Source organism: Massilia suwonensis, assembly GCF_042655665.1.
GTDB lineage: Bacteria > Pseudomonadota > Gammaproteobacteria > Burkholderiales > Burkholderiaceae_D > Telluria > Telluria suwonensis.
Genome location: NZ_JBHSMR010000013.1, coordinates 665,928 through 682,037, shown reverse-complemented (window position 1 = coordinate 682,037; position 16,110 = coordinate 665,928). Strand labels below are relative to the sequence as shown.

The following is a 16,110-nucleotide window of genomic DNA, read 5'->3' as shown; positions in this document are numbered from 1 at the left end:
CGGCGCCCACCACTTCAAGGCGCACTGTTGGTCCGGACCCGGCAGGCCAACGCATCCCGTCCTCTGCCAGTCGCCTGGCACGCTCCCTGCATCGCTGATGGCGAGCGCCGATCCGGCGTTCTTCCATCCATCACTGCATCGAGGAGCCACATCATGAAAACCCTGCTCATCAAGGACCTGGTCCGTACCACGGCCGAGGCAAACCCCACCCGTACGCTGACGCGCGCCGACATGCAGCGCGTACAGGGCGGCCGCGCGATTGCCGTGCTGGTCGACGGCCGCCCCGGCGGCGTGGTCGACGACTTCCAGCTGGAGATGGCCATCTTCAAGGGCGACATCGGCGTACGCGTGGTCTAGCCCGGCACCGAAAGCCTCCCGCGCGGCCGGCCGTGCGGGCGGAACAAATCCCCCGAATGGAAGTCCCATGCAAAGGGGGAATCGAAGAGACATGTAGAGGAGAACCCATGGCTGGGATCGTACGCATCGACGATGAAGTCATCGATACCGATTACTTCATCCGGACCCTGAAACTCACCGGGCAGTTCGAAGGACTGGTCGAGCAGCTGGTGCGCGAGAAGCTGACCGTGCTGGCGGCCAGGAAGAGCGGCGTGCGCCCGGCGCCCGACGAAATACAGGAGCGCGCCGACCAGTTCCGCCGCATCCAGGGCCTGCACCGGGCGGCGGACATGAACCATTACCTGGACGCGCTCGGCATCAGCCTCGACGAATTCGAGGACTTCGTCACCAACGGCCTGGTCCACGAGAAGATGATGGGACAGGTCTGCAGCGAGGCGGCCGTCGAGCAGTACTTCAAGCTCAATTCACCGCGCTTCGACAGCGTCGAGATCAGCCACATCGTGCTCGACTCCGAAGGCAAGGCCAAGGAGATGATGTCGGCCTTGAGCGAAGACCCGGACAGTTTCGCCGAGATGGTGGCCGAGCACTCGGTCGGCGAGGCGCGCGAGAACGGCGGGGTGATCGGTCGCGTGCTGCGCGGTTCGCTGAAGCCCGATCTCGAGGCGCGCGTCTTCAATGCCGCGCCGGGCGACCTGCTCGGACCCTTTCCATCCGCCGACCGCACGCTGTTCGAGATCTACGCCGTGAACGCGCGCCATCCGGCCGCGCTGGACGAGGAAACGGCGGTCGAGGTGCGGCGCCTGCTGCGCGAGGAATGGCTGGCGGCACGGGCGCAGGAACACATCATCGAAGCCGTCACGGTGCGCTGACCGCCGGCGCCGCCCGGCTGCCCATCCATGGACGTCTCGACGGAACAGAAGCAGGGCGCGAGCGCCTTCCTGGCGACGGTGGAGATCCTGTCGGCCTTTACGCCCGACGAGCTGGAACAGCTGGCCGCGGCCGTCGAAACGCGCTCCTATGCTTTCGGCGACGCCATCTGCAGCGCAGGCGACGCGGCCGAAGGCCTGGCCGTGATCAAGTCCGGTTCGGTGCGCGTGTTCGGCGAAGAGCACGGCAAGGAAATCAGCATGGGAGTGCGCAAGAGCGGCGAGGTGTTCGCCGAAGTCGCCATGCTGCGTCCTTATCGCCACGAACTGTCGGCGCGGGCGGCGCTCAAGACCGAATTGTGGATCATCCCGCGCAGCGCGATCGAGCCGGTTTTGGCGCGCAACAGCGCGGCGCTCGACTTCATCAACCACTATGTGGCGATCAGTTCGGCGGGCGGCCTGGTGGCGCGCCTGTTCGACCTGCGCGGCAAGGTCGACAAGCCCGAGCTGGAGGAATTCGTGCGCAGCGTCGGGGTGAAACGCGTCGGCCCCGGCAAGGAGATCCTGAAGCAGGACACGCGCGACGACCGCCGCCTGTACGTGGTGCGCCAGGGCCAGGTGCGCGTGCTGCGCCGCGACGGCGAGGACGAGTTCGTGCTGGCCACGCTCGGCCCCGGCGAGATCTTCGGCGAAAAGGCGTGTCTGATGCGCCAGGAGCAGCCGGCCTCGGTCGTCGCGGCCGGGGAAGCGACCCTGCTCGTCATTCCGGAAAAGTCGGCCCACTTCATCCTCGAGCGCAATGCGAAATTCCGCGAAGTGATCGAGGAGCGGGTGCGCTTCTTCGAGCGCGAACTGCAGCGCCAGAAGCGCCTGGCCGAGCGTCGCAAGCGGCCCGTGATCCTCGACCTGGCGTCGAAACCGAAGGCGGGCGAACGCATCATCAAGCGTTTTGCGCTGGTCGAACAGGCCGAGGAAATGGATTGCGGCGCGGCGTGCCTGGCCATGCTGTGCCGTCACTACGGCATCAATATGACACTGGGGAAGCTGCGCGAACTGGCGAACGTCACGACCCAGGGCGCGACGCTCGACAGCCTGGCGCGCGCGGGCGAGGCGCTGGGCTTCGGCGCGCGCGGCGTGCAATGCACTTTCGATGCGTTGCTCGGCTTCGAGCTGCCCTTCATCGTGCACTGGGAAGGCTACCACTACGTCATCGTCTACGGCGTGGCGCGCGACCAGGTCTGGCTGGCCGATCCGGCGGTGGGCTTTCGCAAGATGAGCGTGGAGGAGTTCGAAAAGGGCTGGAGCGGCACCTGCCTCGTCTTCACGCCCGGCCAGCAGCTGGCGCAGCAGGACGTGGCGCGCTCGCCCTGGCTGCGCTTCGTCGGGTACTTGCGGCCCTACCGCAAGATCCTGCTGCAGCTCTTCCTCGCTACCTTCGTCATCCAGATGCTGGGCATCGTGCCGCCGATGATCATCCAGAACATCCTCGACGGCGTGCTGGTGCACCAGAATATCGGGCTGCTGCACCTGCTGATCCTGGGCCTGGTGATCTCCACCGTGTTCAGCCAGGTCATGACGACGGTGCGCGCCTACCTGTCGAACTACATGGTGCGCAACCTGGATTTTTCGATGATGGCGCAGTTCTTCAAGCACACGATGTCGCTGCCTTACTCCTTCTTCGCCAAGCGCAAGACGGGCGACATCATGGCGCGCTTCTCCGAGAACCAGACCATCCGCGCCTTCCTGACCGAGTCGACCGTCACCACCTTGCTCAACCTGCTGATGGTGTTCATCTACTTCACCATCCTGTTCCTCTACAACGTCAAACTGACCCTGCTGCTGATCGGCTTCGTGATTCCCATCATCGCGCTGACCGTGGTGGTGACGCCGAAGATCAAGGACTACGCGCGCGAGGTCTTCAATGCCTCGACCGATGCCCAGTCCTTCCTGATGGAGGCGCTGGGCGGGATCGAGACCGTGAAGGGCATGGGCAGCGAGCGGCCGGTGCGCCTGAAATGGGAGCGCAAGTACGTCAAGGCGCTGGAGGTGCAGTACCGCTCGCAGTCCTTCAATATCCTGGTCGGACTGGCCAGCCAGATCCTGAACTCGGCCACCACGATCGTAATCCTGTGGGCCGGCGCCAGCCTGGTGCTGGCGCGCGAGCTGACCATCGGCCAGCTGATGGCCTTTAACGCCCTGATGGGCAGCGTGCTGGGACCGCTGATGGGTTTAGTGGGCCTGTGGAGCCGGATGGCCGATGCGACGGTGGCCATGGAGCGCCTCGGCGACGTGCTCGACATCGAGCCGGAGCAGAAGCCGGGCGACCTGGCATCGCGCGTGGTGCTGCCCGACCTGCAGGGCGAGCTGAAGCTGGAGCGCCTGTATTTCCGCTACGGCGGCGAGGACACGCCCTGGGTGCTGGAAGACGTCAGCATCGACATCAAGCCGGGCGAACTGGTGGCCATCGTCGGACGCAGCGGCTCGGGCAAGACGACGCTGGCCAAGCTGCTGGTCGGCTTTTATCCGCCCAGCGACGGCCGGATCGTGGTCGACGGCTACGAGATGGCGGCGATCGACAAGGATTACTACCGGGCGCAAGTGGGCTATGTCATGCAGAGCAACCTGCTGTTTTCGGGGACGATCGCCGAGAACATCGCCAGCGGCGACGACAGCCCGGACCGGCGGCGGATCGAGGAAGTGGCGAAGATGGCCGATGCACATGCCTTCATCAGCAAGATGCCGCTTGGGTACGAGCAGGTGGTGGGCGAGCGCGGCCTCGGCCTGTCGGGCGGGCAGGTGCAGCGCCTGTGCATTGCGCGCGCCCTGTACCACGATCCTCGGCTGCTGGTCTTCGACGAGGCGACCTCCGCGCTGGACACCCAGTCCGAGAGCAACATCATGGCCAACATGGAGGCGATCCTGGCGGGACGCACGGCCGTCATCATTGCCCACCGCCTGAGTACAATCATGCGGGCCGATAAGATCGTAGTGCTCTACGAAGGGAAAGTAGTCGAGCAGGGACGGCACGAGGAGCTGCTGGCCCGGCGTGGCATGTACTACGAACTGGTCCAGAAGCAGCTCGGAGCCGCGGCATGAAACTGTATAACCCCGGCGGCGAACGCGGCTCGGCCATGTCCTATGCGGCCCTGCTGGAAAAGATCGAGATCATGCGTTCGACGCTGCGCTGGGCCACCCGCCTCGAGCGCCCGGACGTGGAAAAACTGCTGCGCCAGGCGAACACGCTGCGCGACGAAGTGATGGGCCTGTCGCACAAGGAGCGCTTCGTGCAGGCGGTCAGCGGCGACGTTCCGGTCGAGCGGCGTCACGAAGCTGCTGCCGAACCCGTGGTCGAGCCGCCGACCGGCGAGCGCCGCCGGGCACTGCTGGCGCGCAGCTTCGTCTTCGAGGGCACCTTCGGTGACAATCCGAAGCTGCTCGACGCCCTCGAGATCGCGGAGAAAGCCGCGCCAACCGACTTGCCGGTGTTGGTCGACGGCGAAAGCGGCACTGGCAAAGAGCTGATGGCCAAGGTGATCCATGCCAACGGCTCGCGTGCCGACAAGCCCTATGTGTCGGTGAACTGCGGCGCCATTCCCGACAGCCTGCTCGAATCGGAACTGTTCGGCCACAAGAAGGGCGCGTTCACGGGCGCGGACAAGGACCGCAAGGGCAAGTTCGAAAGCGCCCACAAGGGCACCATCTTCCTCGACGAGATCGGGGAATTGCCGCTGCCCGGACAGGTCAAATTGCTGCGGGTGCTGCAGTCGCACGAGATCCAGCGCGTCGGCTCCGACGAGACGATTTCGGTCGACGCGCGCATCGTCGCCGCGACCAACAAGAACCTGCGCAAGCTGATCGAGCAGGGGACCTTTCGCGAAGACCTGTTCTACCGCCTCAGCGTGATCCACGTGACCCTGCCGCCGCTGCGCGAGCGCAAGGACGAGATTCCGCTCTTGATTGCCTACTACGGCGACGAGGCGGCCGAGGCCCTGAAGCGGGCGCCCGTGGCCCTGACGCCGCGCCTGCGCGGCTTCCTGCTGCGCTATGCCTACCCCGGGAATATCCGCGAGCTGCGCAACATCCTGTACCGGCTGTCCTGCCTGGCCGGTCAGACGGCTGACCTGATGCACCTGCCGGAAGACATCCGGCCGTCGTCGACATCGGCGGCGCCGGCTCCGCAGGCGGATGGCGCGGAGCTGTCGTTGGCCGAGGCCAAGCGCGTTGCCAGCGACGAGGCCGAACGAGGCTGCCTGGAGCGCGGCCTGCAGGAGGTCGGCGGCACGGTGGCGGAGCTGGCGCGGCGCTGGGACATGAACCGCTCGCATTTGCAGATCCTGCTCAAGAAGCATGGGCTGCATTCGAAGGACTTCCGAAAGGAGCATTGAGCGCAGCATGTCGATTGGAGGCGCCGGTATCGCTTTCGTAGGGCGGGCATGCCCGCGTGCGGAGCATGCGCCGCGTTGGCGCATCGTGCACGCGCGGGCATGCCAGCCCTACGGAAACGGCGTGGTGATGGCAAGGGACCGGCATTCGTCACAGCGCCGGATTGATGACCGTCTTGTCGGCTCCGAGATCGTCCACCCGCAGCACGATCACCGTGATGTTGTCGCGCCCGCCGCTCGCAAGCGCCAGCGCGAGCAGCTGCTCGCAAGCCTGGGTGCAGTCGCCCGGCGCCAGCGCGGCCAGGAGCGCGCCTTCCTCGACCGGGGTGCTGAGGCCGTCGCTGCAGAGCAGGAAGATGTCGCCGTCGCGCGCGTCCAGCGTCGCCACCTCGAATCCGATGCTGTCGGCGGCGCCCACCGCGCGCGTGATCATGTTCGGGCTGACGCTTGCGGCCGCCATGTCGCCGCGCGCCTTCAGGTCCTCGACGCGGCTGTGGTCGCGCGTGAGCTGCTGCAGGCGGCCCTGGCGCAGCAGGTAGATGCGGCTGTCGCCGGCCCACAGGCAGGCCAGTTCGTGGCCGCAGGCCAGCAGGGCGGCGACGGTGCTGCCGATGACCGGGACCTGGCGCGTGCTGGCCTCGATGCGCAGCGTCTCGTTGACCTCCGCGAGGCGGGCGCGGGCGAGGGAGACCAGTTCGTCGAGGGTGTCCGCCGGCGGCAGGCTGGCGAGCGCGTCGACCACGGCGCCGCTGGCCAGGTCGCCGAAGGCGTGGCCGCCCATGCCGTCGGCGACCGCCCACAGGCCGCGCTGGGGCTGCGCAAGGAGGGCGTCCTCGTTGCGGCTGCGGACCAGGCCGACGTCCGTGCGTGCGGCGCAGGTCCAGTGCAGTGTGCTGTCGAAGCCCATCGCAGCGTCCAGGCTGGCTCTTTCGTCCGCTACAGCAGCGCCTTGTTCAGGCTATTCGCATCCACGGCCACGTTCAGCGTGGAATTCGCGCCCGCATTGTTCACCGAGACCGACTGGAACTGGTTGATCATCTGGTCGGCGAAGTTGTTGATCTGGTAGAAGTTGATCACCGGGGTGAAACGCGGGCCGGCCTCGACGAAAGGCTGGATCCAGCCGAAGACCCAGGGAGCGCCGGCGCCGCGCACGGCTGCCATCGCCTTGCGGTCGAGGGTGGCGCTGCGGGGCAGGTCGCGAATGCGGATGCTGGCCATGATGCATCTCCGTATTGAAGAGTAGGTCTGCACTGGAGAGAGCGGGTGGTCTCTCCAGTGTAGACGAAATCGAGAGGCTTGGTGCCGCTTAGCGCCGCACGATCTTGTTCTCGCCGCGCTGGACCACGTCGCTGTCGACGCGTACGCCTTCGACGAAGGCCGAGCCGTTGGCGGTGGCAGTGAGGACTTCCTGCATCTGCGCCAGGTTCTGGGTGGCGGTGATCGACGAGTCCTCGCTGCCGGCGAACTTCAGGTCGCCGGGTACCCAGGGCGTCGGCCCCATTTTCCAGCCGCCGCGCACGGCAGCCATGGTCGGGCGGTCGAGCTGTTCGCTGCGCGCCAGGTCGGTAATGGTCAGGGTTTTCATGGTGGTTTCTCCCTTGGGGCTCAGAAGGCGACCAGGTTGTCGGCACGCAGCGGCGCGGACAGGTCGATGTCTGGACCCTTGAAGCCGGCGCCGATCACGCCGTTGTTGTTGAGGACATTGATGCCGATTTGCTGGAACTGCGCGATCTGCTGGTTGACGTTCAGGTTGACGTTGACGTTCGGCCCAAAGGCGTTGCCGCCTGCTACCTTGGCCATGGCGTGCTGGTCGAGACGGGCGCTGTGCGCCAGGTCCTTGACGACGATGGAAGTCATGCTGTTCTCCTCGATGGGGTGGATGCCGTGCTGCGCGGCGGGCTTGGGGGTACGCCGCGCAGCCACCGGGTTTAGCCGATGATCTTGTTCTCGCCGTCCTGGTGCACATCGCTGTGCACGTCGACGCCGTGGAGGAAGGCCGAGCCGTTGGCGGTCGAGGTCAGCACGCTTTGCTGCTGCAGCAGGTTCTGGGTCGCCTTGATCGACGAGTCGGTCTTCGGCATGTAGCTGACGTCGCCTAATTTATAGTTCGATGCCGGCATGCTCCAGCCGCCGCGCACGTTCGCCATGTCGCTGCGATCGAGTTGTTCGGTGCGGGCCAGGTCTTTGATGGTCAGGGTTTTCATGGTCTTGCTCCTTGAAAGAGTGGATAAGTGAAGGACGAATCAGGAACGGCGCACGATCTTGTTTTCGCCGTGCTGGTCGACGTCGCTGTGGACGCTGACGCCGCCCAGGAAGGCCGAGCCGTTGGCGGTGGCGGTCACCACCTCCTGCATCTGCGCCAGGTTCTGGGTCGCGGTGATCGACGAGTCGAAGGAGGGCGCGTAGTTCACGTTGCCGAGCGGGTAGCCGGGCGTGCCCATCTTGAAGCCGCCGCGCACTTGCGTCATTGCGCTGCGATCCAGTTGTTCGGTGCGGGCCAGGTCGGTGATGATCAAGGTTTTCATGGTGATTCTCCTGAAGTAGTGAGTGGTTTGAGTGAGGCATTTGGTTTGCGCTCGATGGACATATAGCGAGAGGCGTGCCAGGTGGCCTGGCTTCCGGCTTTTTCAGTGCAAGTGATTGAATCAAAAAGGATTTCTCGGAGGGCGCGGATGGGCTCGCTGATGGAGGAGTAGTGGACGGGTGACGGGCGCGATCCAACAGATTCCGGGAGGTGTTCGGGATGCCGCAACAGGTTGGGCATGCTGGCCGATCCTTGAGTAGTCTGGCCGGGTCTGCTAGCATAGGGGGGTACCCTATCTGTGAAGTGAATCCCTTGTCCCACACCACACGAGAAAAGGCGAAGCTGCTCGCCCGCGTCCGCCGCATTCGCGGCCAGGTCGACGCCATCGAACGCGCACTGGAGTCCGAAGCCGGCTGCAGCGAAGTCCTGCATCTGCTGGCAGGCACCCGCGGCGCCATGAACGGCCTGATGGCCGAAGTGCTCGAGGATCACGTCAGGGAACATCTCGTGGCAGGCGACATCGGCGAAGCGGCACGCGCGGAAGGCGCCGAGGAGCTGCTCGACGTGATCCGGACATATCTGAAGTAGGCAGCGATGGCCGTCAAATCACCCTGCGTCGAGCTGTGCCGGTTCGACGGCAAGACCGGCTTCTGCAGCGGCTGCCTGCGCACGCTCGCCGAGGCGCGCGAGTGGAGGAAGATGAGCGATCACCGCAGGCACCAGATCGTCAACGAACGCGCGCGGCGCGAGAAAAAACTGGCCGGCCGCTAGCGCCGCCACGGAGGAAACCCATGCAAGACCTGACGCACCAGGCCAGCCGCGACGAGCTGGCGCACGAGCACATCTTCGACCAGGGCAGCAACGCGGCCGAGCGCGGCACGCGCGTGGTCATGTGGATCACGTTAGTGATGATGGTGGTGGAGATCGCCGCCGGCTGGTGGTTCAACTCGATGGCGCTGCTGGCCGACGGCTGGCACATGAGTTCCCATGCGCTGGCGATCGGCCTGAGCGCATTCGCCTACTCGGCCGCACGCAAGTATGCGCGCGATCCGCGCTTCGCTTTCGGCACCTGGAAGATCGAAATCCTGGCCGGTTACACCAGCGCCGTCTTCCTGCTCGGGATCGCGGCCCTGATGGCCGTCGGTTCCGTCGAGCGCATCTTCGCGCCCGAACCCATCCACTACCGGGAAGCGATCGTGATTGCCGTGGTCGGTCTGGTGGTGAACGTCGTCTGCGCGCTGATCCTTGGCCATGCGCACCACGATCACGATCACGGCCATGGGCATCACCACCACGATCATCACGGACACGAGCACGGACACGGTCATCACGACCTGAACCTGAAGTCGGCCTACATCCACGTCATCGCGGACGCGGCGACTTCGGTGCTGGCGATCGGCGCGCTGGCCGGTGGCTGGGCGTTCGGCTGGTCATGGCTCGACCCGGTGATGGGGATCGTCGGCGCCGTGCTGGTGGCCGTGTGGGCGAAGAACCTGATCGTCGAGACCGGGAAAGTCCTGCTCGACCGCGAGATGGATGCGCCGGTCGTCGAGGAGATCCGCGAAGTCATCGCGGGGGCGTCGTCCGCCGGCTACGCCAGGCTCGTCGACCTGCACGTCTGGCGCGTCGGCAAGCAGTTCTATTCCTGCGCCCTGAGCCTGGTGACGGATGATCCGTCGCTGACGCCGGCGAAGGTGCGCGAGCAGCTGGGGATACACGAAGAGATCGTGCACGCGACGATCGAAGTACATTATCGGCCCGGTAAGGCGGGCTGATTCCGAGCGGGATGTGGGCGGCCGTGCCTCCGGCCGCCCACGTGCGCTCATGCACGCTGCGGCAGCGTGGGTGCGCGCACGACGACGGTCCGCGCCTCGCGCGCCGGGTTGTCGCGCGCCACCGATGCCACGCTCTCGTCGGCTTCGCGCAGGCTGTCGTACGCGAAGGTGCCGGAGGTAACGACGACGAGCGTGACGACGAAGATGGCTTCCATGTGCTTGTGCAGGTTCATGATGTTCCCCTTGAATGGATGGTGTCGAAAGTGCGGGGCGCTGGTCATCGCCCACGCAGATCATTGAGCACAAGGCGTGCCAGCCGCCGGCACGGGGGAAGTGGAGCAGAAAGCCCGTAAAGTGTTGGACCGGGAGCGACAGAGGGGCCGACATGTTGGATTCCGGCCGTCACGCCGCCGCGTCCGCGGACATGAAAAAGCCGTCCGGCTTGCGGCCGGACGGCTCTGGGCGGGGCGCGTGACGCTCAGCGCGCCGGCGGCCTTGGCGTCGCCTGCCCGGCGGCGCTGCGTCCGGGCGCCGGGTCGTACAGGCGGACCCTGCGCACGACCGGGCGCAGCACGCCCGCACTGGCACGAAAGCGCGCCCCACCCGCGATCGCATGCATTGCCTGGCGATCGAGCTCGGTGTTTTCCTGCAAATCCTTGATGACGATGTTGGCCATATAGCCTCCTGTGGTTTGAAACGTTAACGGACTCCATCCCGTTGCCGGGATGGAGGTGAGAGAGCGAAGCGTCACGAGGTTCAGACCAGCACCTTGTTCTCCGCGAACAGCGCGGCAGCGACATCGATGTCCGGGCCCTTGAAGCCGGCGCCGATCACGCCATTGTTGTTGAGGACGTTAATGCCGATCTGCTGGAACTGGCCGATCTGCTGGTTCACGTTGACGTTCACGTTGACGTCCTTGCCGAAGGCGAAGCCGCCCTCGACTTGGGCCATCGTGTGGCCGTCGAGTTCGGCCACACGGGCCAGGTCCTTGACGATGATGGAAGACATGATCGCGTCTCCCTCAGCCGACGATCTTGTTCTCGCCGTCCTGGTGCACATTGCTGTGCACGTCGACGCCGTGAAGGAAGGCCGAGCCGTTCGCCGTGGCGGTGGCCACGCTTTGCTGCTGCAGCAGGTTCTGGGTCGCCGTGATCGACGAGTCGGTCTTCGGCGCATAGGTGAAGTCGCCCGGCTTGTAGTTCGGTGCCAGCATGCTCCAGCCGCCGCGCACGTTCGCCATGTCGCTGCGATCGAGTTGTTCGGTGCGGGCCAGGTCCTTGATGGTCAGGGTTTTCATGGTAGTGCTCCTTGGATGTCGTGATGGTGGGTTAGGTTCAGGCGGCCAGCGAAGGACGGCGCACGATCTTGTTTTCGCCATGCTGGTCGACGTCGCTGTGCACGGTCACGCCGCCCAGGAAGGCCGAGCCGTTGGCGGTGGCGGTCACCACCTCCTGCATCTGCGCCAGGTTCTGGGTCGCGGTGATCGACGAGTCGAAGGAGGGCGCGTAGTTCACGTTGCCGAGCGGGTAGCCTGGGGTGCCCATCTTGAAGCCGCCGCGCACTTGCGTCATTGCGCTGCGATCCAGTTGCTCGGTGCGGGCCAGGTCGGTGATGATCAAGGTTTTCATGGTGATTCTCCTTAAGTGGTAAGTGGTTTGAGTGAGGCATTTGGTTTGCGCTCGATGGACATATAGCGAGAGGCGTGCCAGGTCTGTGCCGCACCGGTCGATGCGGGCGCAAGCTTCTGAGTCCAAAGGGAATTTTCGCTGGCACGCCGGGCTGCATGGCTGGGCCTGCCACAGTCGTCGGCGCCGTAGGTGATGGGTCCATTCCAACAGCAGATGGCATGGTGTCGGCCGCGGCCCAACACGCGCCGTGGTCCGGCCGGATTGAGGTGCCGCAAGGGCTTGATCAATCGCCGCATCATGCTAGTCTCACGCTAGCGGCTTGGGATTTTTATATCGTCGAACCATGGACAGTTTCGCCAACGCGATTCACCAGTTGCAGAGTGGCGCCTTGCAGCATCCCGAGTTTTTCGCTCAGCTCGACCGGGTGCTTGCCAGCGCCCCGGAAAGTCCCGGCCGCCTGCTCGAGATGCTGAGCGAAGAGCATGCGCGCCATCCCTTGCCGGCCGACCTGTATGCGCAGGTACAGCAGCGCATCGGGCGCATGCTGGCCGCGCGCCGCCAGCAGGGCGGCGACGACACCTTCGTGCAAACCGAGCCCGGCGCCGCGACTTCGGTGCAAGGCCAGCCGGCCCCGCCGCCGCGCGCCGACGTGTCCCCTGGCGCCGAGCCCGAGCGCATGAAGGGCGTGGGCGAAACCCTGAACGGCCGCTTCGTGCTGGAAGAGTGCATCGGCTTCGGCGGCATGGGCACGGTCTACAAGGCGCTCGACCTGCGCAAGCTCGAGGCCTCCGACCGCAAGCCCTACATCGCCATCAAGGTGCTGAACGTCCAGTTCCGCGGCCATCCGAAGTCGCTGATCGCCCTGCAGCGCGAAGCGCGCAAGGCGCAGGCGCTGGCCCATCCGAACATCGTCTCGGTCTACGATTTCGACCGCGACGGCCCGATGGTCTATCTCACCATGGAGTACCTGCCTGGCAAGCCGCTGAGCCAGGTGCTGCGCGCGCCCGGCTTCAAGGGATTGCCTTATGCGCAGGTGCTGCCCATCGTCACCGGCATGGCCAACGCGCTGTCGTACGCGCACGGGCGCGGCTTCGTGCACTGCGACTTCAAGCCCGGCAACGTCATCCTGCTTGAATCGGGTGTCGTAAAAGTCATCGATTTCGGCATCGCGCGCGTGTTCCAGAAGACCGAGGAAGACGTCGACGCCACCGTCTTCGATCCGGGCAGCCTGGGCGCGCTGACGCCGGCCTATGCCAGTCCCGAAATGCTGGAACAGCGCGACCCCGACCCGCGCGACGACATCTACGCGCTGGCCTGCATCACCTACGAGCTGCTGACCGGACGCCATCCCTTCAACCGCCTGTCCTCGGCCCAGGCGCGCGGGACCGGCATGAAGCCGCTGCGTCCGCCCAACCTGGGACGCACCCAGTGGCATGCCTTGCGCTGCGGCCTGGCGCTGGAGCGCGATGCGCGCACGCCGACCGTGGCGCGCTTCCTGGCCGGCTTCGCCACCAGCGGCCTGAAGTCGCGCGCCGGGCTGGTGGCGGCCAGCGTGGCCCTGCTGGCGGTCGGGGTACTGGGCGTGGGCGGCTGGCTGTATCTCGGCCGTGAGCAGGCGGCCCCGGCCCCGGCCGCTACGGCGCAGGCGCCGCCCGCGACGGCGGCAACGGAAGCTGCGCCGCCCGTCGAACCCATCCTGGCGCCGCCGTCGCCCCAGTCGATTGCGGCCGCGCTCGGGCGGATTCCCTGTTCGGCCCTGGCGGCGCAGGTGCACGGCGATACCGTGCGCATCGAAGGCGTGGTCGGCAAGTCGCCCGGGGCGGCCGCCGTGCAGAACCAGTTGGCGGCGCTGCCGGGCGTGGCGGTGGTGAAGAGCGAAGTGCGCGAGGTCGCCGCCGCCGACTGCCGCCTGGTCGCGGCGCTGGCGCCATACTGGTTCGCGCACCGCCAGGCCGGCGGGGGGGCCGCCTTGCGCCTGGCGGGCGCAGGGGCGAATCCAGTCCCGACCTTGGCCGAGGGCGACTCGCTGATCGTCGACGTCAGCACGCCTGGCCTCGACTCCTTCATGACGGTCGACGCCTACCTGCCGGACGGCAGCGTCATCCACCTGCTGCCGAACGCGCTGGCGCTCGACAACCGGGCGCCGCCGAAGCACCGCGCGACCATCGGCCGGCCGGGCGACTGGCAGATCGGCAAGTCGGCCGGGTCCAGCCTGCTGGTGGTGCTGGTGACGACGCCGACGCCCCTGTTCGATACGCTGCGGCGCGAGTCGGAGCCGTCCTCCACCTACCTGAACGAGCTCGGCGCCAGCCTGCAACGGGTGCGCGCCCACAGCGGCCCCGGCCGGATCGGCATCGCCTTCCTCCCGGTCGCGATCAAGCGCTGACCTGCGCGGCCCGATCAGAACCCACGCGCCACCCTGAACCCGTTCTGCGACTGGCGTACGCCGGCATCGTATTTGAAGCGGGTGGAGGCGACCATGTAGGCGGCCCCTTCGCGCCAGGAGCCGCCGCGGATCACGCGCTGGCGGCAACCCGCTTCTTCCCAGGCGGCGCCATCGTTGGGCGCGCCCTTGAAGTTGTTGTGCCAGCAGTCGGCGACCCATTCCCAGACGCTGCCGCTGGTGTCGTGCAGGCCGAAGCCGTTGGCGCCGAAGCTGCCCACGTTTGCCGGCCGCTCGGCATGCCAGGGCTGGCCGCAGTCCTTGCAGTTGGCCTTCCCGGCGGCCATCCTGTCTCCCCACCAGTAGGGCGCGGCGCTGCCGCCGCGGGCCGCGAATTCCCATTCGGCCTCGGTCGGCAGGCGGTAGGGCTTGCCGCTGACCAGGCCGATCCATTTCACGTATTGCTGCGCATCTTCCCAGCTGACGTCGCGCATCGGCGCGGTCGGGCCGGCATCCGCCTGCGCGATGCGGGCGCAGCCGTTCGCGGTCACGCAGGCATTCCATTCCTGGACCGTGACCTCGAACTTGCCGATCGCGAAGGGCGCATCGATGACAACCTGGTGCGCAGGGCGTTCGCTCGGGTCGCTGGCATTGTTCCCCATCGTGAAGGTGCCGGCGGGCAGGGACACCAGTACCGGGCAGGACTGGCAATCGCGGATCTCGCCGCTGGCGCGTGCCCGGGCCGCGGCGATCGCCGGCGAGGCGGGCTTCGCCGCCGGCGGTTTCGGCTTCGCGGCGGGCGGGGGCTGCGCCGCAGGCGGGCTCTGCGCGGTTTGCGGGCGCTGTGCCGGCGCGGGCGTTGGCGCCTGCGCCGGTGCCTGTGCAGCGGCAGGCGGCTGCGCGGGCGCCCGCAGGCGCGCGATCCGGGCCTGGGCCAGGGCCGCGAAGCGCCCCTTCGGATAGGCTTTCAGATAGGCCTCGTAATCGCCGGCGTGATTGCTGTCCTTGATCGAATTCCAGAACGCGAGCTCGAACTGTTCCGGACTCGCCCTAGGAACAATGCCCCCAGGTTTGTTCCCGGTTGCAGGCTCCTGGGCTTGGGCGAGGCCGGTGCAGGCCATTCCCGTCAAGCTGCAAACCATCAATAGCCTCTGCCACATGTCTGCTCCCTAAGGTCTTGCGTTTGATAGGAATTGACTTGCGATCTGACTGGGAGTGTGACAGATTTGAAGGTATCGATGCGCACCTCCGTTCGATCCTGACGGGAGTTTTGCACCATGCGCCACACCATCGTCCTTTCAGCGTTGACGGCTGTCTCGCTGGCCGCAGCCGTGCAGGTAAATGCGGCCGGCCAGGGCGCGCAGGACAAGCCGGCGGCCCAGCCCGCCACGACCGCCACGCCGAACCCGTCGGCGCCCCAGGTCTACTTCATCTGGCCCTACGACGGTACCGTCATCAACGGCGGCAAGTTCTGGGTGCGCATGGGCCTGCGCAACATGGGCGTCGCACCCAAGGGCACGACGGTGCCGAACACCGGCCACCACCACCTCCTGATCGATACCGAACTGCCGTCGATGACGGAAGCGATCCCGAGCGACCGCAACCACCTGCACTTCGGCGCCGGCGAGACCGAGGCCAGGATCGAGCTCCCGCCCGGCAAGCACACGCTGCAGCTGCTGCTCGGGGACATGAACCACGTGCCGCACAAGCCGCCCGTGCTGTCGAAGCGGATCACCGTCACGGTGCGCTGAACCGCCTGGGAGAACCGCATGCGCCCAACCCTTGCCGCCTTCGCCTTCATCTCCCTGCTGGCCGCCGGGACGGCCGCCGCGACCAAGGCACCCGCCAACGCCTATTGCTACATAGGCTGGCCCAACGACGGCCAGGTGCTGCAGGCCGGGAAACCGTTCCGGGTCTGGTTCGGCCTGCGCCACATGGGCGTGGCGCCGAAAGGCGTCGCGTTCGAAAACACCGGCCACCACCACCTGCTGATCGACACCGAACTGCCGCCCGGCGGGCAGCCGATTCCGTCCGACCGCAACCACCTGCACTACGGCGCCGGCGAAACCGAAACCATGATCGAGCTCCCGCCCGGCAGACACACGCTGCAGCTCTTGATGGGGGACGAAAACCACGTGCCCCACGAACCGCCCGTGACCTCGAAGAAGATCACGATCACCGTCAAGTGAAGCTGT

At 66.4% G+C, this 16,110-nt stretch carries 22 protein-coding genes; 10 read left to right on the top strand and 12 right to left on the bottom strand.

The features are described 5' to 3' along the window. The first annotated feature begins 153 nt into the window (after positions 1-153). From ACFPQ5_RS11010 to ACFPQ5_RS10995, 4 genes are all read left to right on the top strand, one after another. Positions 154-357: a hypothetical protein gene (locus ACFPQ5_RS11010; RefSeq protein WP_379754932.1), complete on the top strand. Its 204-nt coding sequence runs from the start codon at positions 154-156 to the stop codon at positions 355-357. Between the two features lie 107 nt (positions 358-464). Further along, the gene (locus ACFPQ5_RS11005; RefSeq protein ID WP_379754929.1) at positions 465-1,226 is read left to right on the top strand and encodes a peptidylprolyl isomerase; all 762 of its coding nucleotides are present in this window, start codon (positions 465-467) and stop codon (positions 1,224-1,226) included. 27 nt (positions 1,227-1,253) lie between these two features. Beyond that, entirely contained in the window at positions 1,254-4,319 is a 3,066-nt protein-coding gene (locus ACFPQ5_RS11000) for a peptidase domain-containing ABC transporter (RefSeq protein ID WP_379754926.1), read from the top strand. Further along, complete coding sequence (locus ACFPQ5_RS10995; RefSeq protein WP_379754922.1) at positions 4,316-5,608, top strand: sigma-54 interaction domain-containing protein; 1,293 nt, start codon at positions 4,316-4,318, stop codon at positions 5,606-5,608. Before ACFPQ5_RS11000 ends, ACFPQ5_RS10995 begins: the two co-directional genes overlap by 4 nt. A gap of 148 nt (positions 5,609-5,756) precedes the next feature. Here the strand turns inward: ACFPQ5_RS10995 and ACFPQ5_RS10990 are convergent, their stop codons facing one another. The 6 genes from ACFPQ5_RS10990 to ACFPQ5_RS10965 form a co-directional block, all read right to left on the bottom strand. Further along, positions 5,757-6,512, bottom strand: a complete 756-nt coding sequence (locus ACFPQ5_RS10990) for a PP2C family protein-serine/threonine phosphatase (RefSeq protein WP_379754919.1) — start codon at positions 6,510-6,512, stop codon at positions 5,757-5,759. 29 nt (positions 6,513-6,541) lie between these two features. Further along, positions 6,542-6,823, bottom strand: a complete 282-nt coding sequence (locus tag ACFPQ5_RS10985) for a hypothetical protein (protein ID WP_379754916.1) — start codon at positions 6,821-6,823, stop codon at positions 6,542-6,544. 88 nt (positions 6,824-6,911) lie between these two features. Further along, entirely contained in the window at positions 6,912-7,190 is a 279-nt protein-coding gene (locus tag ACFPQ5_RS10980; RefSeq protein WP_379754913.1) for a hypothetical protein, read from the bottom strand. 20 nt (positions 7,191-7,210) lie between these two features. Continuing rightward, positions 7,211-7,462, bottom strand: a complete 252-nt coding sequence (locus ACFPQ5_RS10975) for a hypothetical protein (protein WP_379754910.1) — start codon at positions 7,460-7,462, stop codon at positions 7,211-7,213. Positions 7,463-7,533: 71 nt separating this feature from the next. Beyond that, a complete protein-coding gene (locus ACFPQ5_RS10970) occupies positions 7,534-7,809 on the bottom strand; it encodes a hypothetical protein (RefSeq protein ID WP_379754907.1) in 276 nt (91 codons plus the stop codon). 39 nt (positions 7,810-7,848) lie between these two features. Then, positions 7,849-8,130 (bottom strand): hypothetical protein, encoded by a 282-nt coding sequence (locus tag ACFPQ5_RS10965; RefSeq protein WP_379754904.1) that lies wholly within the window; start codon positions 8,128-8,130, stop codon positions 7,849-7,851. Positions 8,131-8,441: 311 nt separating this feature from the next. Here ACFPQ5_RS10965 and ACFPQ5_RS10960 point away from each other — a divergent pair, with 311 nt between their 5' ends. Genes ACFPQ5_RS10960 through dmeF form a run of 3 tightly spaced genes read left to right on the top strand, consistent with a single transcriptional unit; the run spans position 8,442 to position 9,904 of the window. Then, positions 8,442-8,717 (top strand): metal/formaldehyde-sensitive transcriptional repressor, encoded by a 276-nt coding sequence (locus ACFPQ5_RS10960; protein WP_379754901.1) that lies wholly within the window; start codon positions 8,442-8,444, stop codon positions 8,715-8,717. 6 nt (positions 8,718-8,723) lie between these two features. Then, a complete protein-coding gene (locus ACFPQ5_RS10955; RefSeq protein ID WP_379754898.1) occupies positions 8,724-8,900 on the top strand; it encodes a DUF1289 domain-containing protein in 177 nt (58 codons plus the stop codon). A 20-nt stretch (positions 8,901-8,920) separates the two neighbouring features. Continuing rightward, positions 8,921-9,904, top strand: coding sequence for a CDF family Co(II)/Ni(II) efflux transporter DmeF (dmeF, locus tag ACFPQ5_RS10950; RefSeq protein WP_379754895.1), 984 nt, complete (start codon positions 8,921-8,923; stop codon positions 9,902-9,904). Between the two features lie 47 nt (positions 9,905-9,951). Here the strand turns inward: dmeF and ACFPQ5_RS10945 are convergent, their stop codons facing one another. The 5 genes from ACFPQ5_RS10945 to ACFPQ5_RS10925 form a co-directional block, all read right to left on the bottom strand. Next, entirely contained in the window at positions 9,952-10,137 is a 186-nt protein-coding gene (locus tag ACFPQ5_RS10945; protein ID WP_379754892.1) for a hypothetical protein, read from the bottom strand. A 245-nt stretch (positions 10,138-10,382) separates the two neighbouring features. Further along, positions 10,383-10,580, bottom strand: a complete 198-nt coding sequence (locus ACFPQ5_RS10940; protein WP_379754889.1) for a hypothetical protein — start codon at positions 10,578-10,580, stop codon at positions 10,383-10,385. Between the two features lie 80 nt (positions 10,581-10,660). Then, a complete protein-coding gene (locus ACFPQ5_RS10935) occupies positions 10,661-10,912 on the bottom strand; it encodes a hypothetical protein (protein ID WP_379754886.1) in 252 nt (83 codons plus the stop codon). Positions 10,913-10,925: 13 nt separating this feature from the next. Further along, positions 10,926-11,201, bottom strand: a complete 276-nt coding sequence (locus ACFPQ5_RS10930; protein WP_379754884.1) for a hypothetical protein — start codon at positions 11,199-11,201, stop codon at positions 10,926-10,928. 37 nt (positions 11,202-11,238) lie between these two features. After that, positions 11,239-11,532, bottom strand: a complete 294-nt coding sequence (locus ACFPQ5_RS10925; RefSeq protein WP_379754881.1) for a hypothetical protein — start codon at positions 11,530-11,532, stop codon at positions 11,239-11,241. A 343-nt stretch (positions 11,533-11,875) separates the two neighbouring features. Between ACFPQ5_RS10925 and ACFPQ5_RS10920 the strand changes: the two genes are divergently transcribed. Next, positions 11,876-13,918 (top strand): serine/threonine protein kinase, encoded by a 2,043-nt coding sequence (locus ACFPQ5_RS10920; protein WP_379754878.1) that lies wholly within the window; start codon positions 11,876-11,878, stop codon positions 13,916-13,918. Between the two features lie 14 nt (positions 13,919-13,932). On the opposite strand, the gene ACFPQ5_RS10915 is transcribed toward ACFPQ5_RS10920, so the two are convergent. Then, on the bottom strand, positions 13,933-15,036 hold the full coding sequence (locus ACFPQ5_RS10915; RefSeq protein WP_379760079.1) for a formylglycine-generating enzyme family protein: 1,104 nt from the start codon (positions 15,034-15,036) through the stop codon (positions 13,933-13,935). A 156-nt stretch (positions 15,037-15,192) separates the two neighbouring features. Between ACFPQ5_RS10915 and ACFPQ5_RS10910 the strand changes: the two genes are divergently transcribed. Together ACFPQ5_RS10910 and ACFPQ5_RS10905 are read left to right on the top strand one after the other, a co-directional pair. Continuing rightward, positions 15,193-15,666 carry a DUF4399 domain-containing protein gene (locus ACFPQ5_RS10910; protein ID WP_379754874.1) on the top strand — a complete coding sequence of 158 codons (474 nt, stop codon included), beginning with the start codon at positions 15,193-15,195 and terminating at the stop codon, positions 15,664-15,666. 18 nt (positions 15,667-15,684) lie between these two features. Continuing rightward, complete coding sequence (locus ACFPQ5_RS10905) at positions 15,685-16,104, top strand: DUF4399 domain-containing protein (RefSeq protein WP_379754871.1); 420 nt, start codon at positions 15,685-15,687, stop codon at positions 16,102-16,104. Positions 16,105-16,110 lie beyond the last annotated feature (6 nt).

Coding starts and splice junctions, on each gene's coding strand:
- ACFPQ5_RS11005 (WP_379754929.1), top strand. CDS start 465: ATGGCTGGGATCGTACGCATCGACGATGAAGTCATCGATACCGATTAC.
- ACFPQ5_RS10910 (WP_379754874.1), top strand. CDS start 15,193: ATGCGCCACACCATCGTCCTTTCAGCGTTGACGGCTGTCTCGCTGGCC.
- ACFPQ5_RS10925 (WP_379754881.1), bottom strand. CDS start 11,532: ATGAAAACCTTGATCATCACCGACCTGGCCCGCACCGAGCAACTGGAT.
- ACFPQ5_RS10920 (WP_379754878.1), top strand. CDS start 11,876: ATGGACAGTTTCGCCAACGCGATTCACCAGTTGCAGAGTGGCGCCTTG.
- ACFPQ5_RS10970 (WP_379754907.1), bottom strand. CDS start 7,809: ATGAAAACCCTGACCATCAAAGACCTGGCCCGCACCGAACAACTCGAT.
- ACFPQ5_RS11000 (WP_379754926.1), top strand. CDS start 1,254: ATGGACGTCTCGACGGAACAGAAGCAGGGCGCGAGCGCCTTCCTGGCG.
- ACFPQ5_RS10945 (WP_379754892.1), bottom strand. CDS start 10,137: ATGAACCTGCACAAGCACATGGAAGCCATCTTCGTCGTCACGCTCGTC.
- ACFPQ5_RS10975 (WP_379754910.1), bottom strand. CDS start 7,462: ATGACTTCCATCGTCGTCAAGGACCTGGCGCACAGCGCCCGTCTCGAC.
- ACFPQ5_RS10940 (WP_379754889.1), bottom strand. CDS start 10,580: ATGGCCAACATCGTCATCAAGGATTTGCAGGAAAACACCGAGCTCGAT.
- ACFPQ5_RS10980 (WP_379754913.1), bottom strand. CDS start 7,190: ATGAAAACCCTGACCATTACCGACCTGGCGCGCAGCGAACAGCTCGAC.
- ACFPQ5_RS10965 (WP_379754904.1), bottom strand. CDS start 8,130: ATGAAAACCTTGATCATCACCGACCTGGCCCGCACCGAACAACTGGAT.
- ACFPQ5_RS10990 (WP_379754919.1), bottom strand. CDS start 6,512: ATGGGCTTCGACAGCACACTGCACTGGACCTGCGCCGCACGCACGGAC.
- ACFPQ5_RS10930 (WP_379754884.1), bottom strand. CDS start 11,201: ATGAAAACCCTGACCATCAAGGACCTGGCCCGCACCGAACAACTCGAT.
- ACFPQ5_RS10985 (WP_379754916.1), bottom strand. CDS start 6,823: ATGGCCAGCATCCGCATTCGCGACCTGCCCCGCAGCGCCACCCTCGAC.
- ACFPQ5_RS10935 (WP_379754886.1), bottom strand. CDS start 10,912: ATGTCTTCCATCATCGTCAAGGACCTGGCCCGTGTGGCCGAACTCGAC.
- dmeF (WP_379754895.1), top strand. CDS start 8,921: ATGCAAGACCTGACGCACCAGGCCAGCCGCGACGAGCTGGCGCACGAG.
- ACFPQ5_RS10995 (WP_379754922.1), top strand. CDS start 4,316: ATGAAACTGTATAACCCCGGCGGCGAACGCGGCTCGGCCATGTCCTAT.
- ACFPQ5_RS11010 (WP_379754932.1), top strand. CDS start 154: ATGAAAACCCTGCTCATCAAGGACCTGGTCCGTACCACGGCCGAGGCA.
- ACFPQ5_RS10955 (WP_379754898.1), top strand. CDS start 8,724: ATGGCCGTCAAATCACCCTGCGTCGAGCTGTGCCGGTTCGACGGCAAG.
- ACFPQ5_RS10915 (WP_379760079.1), bottom strand. CDS start 15,036: ATGGCCTGCACCGGCCTCGCCCAAGCCCAGGAGCCTGCAACCGGGAAC.
- ACFPQ5_RS10905 (WP_379754871.1), top strand. CDS start 15,685: ATGCGCCCAACCCTTGCCGCCTTCGCCTTCATCTCCCTGCTGGCCGCC.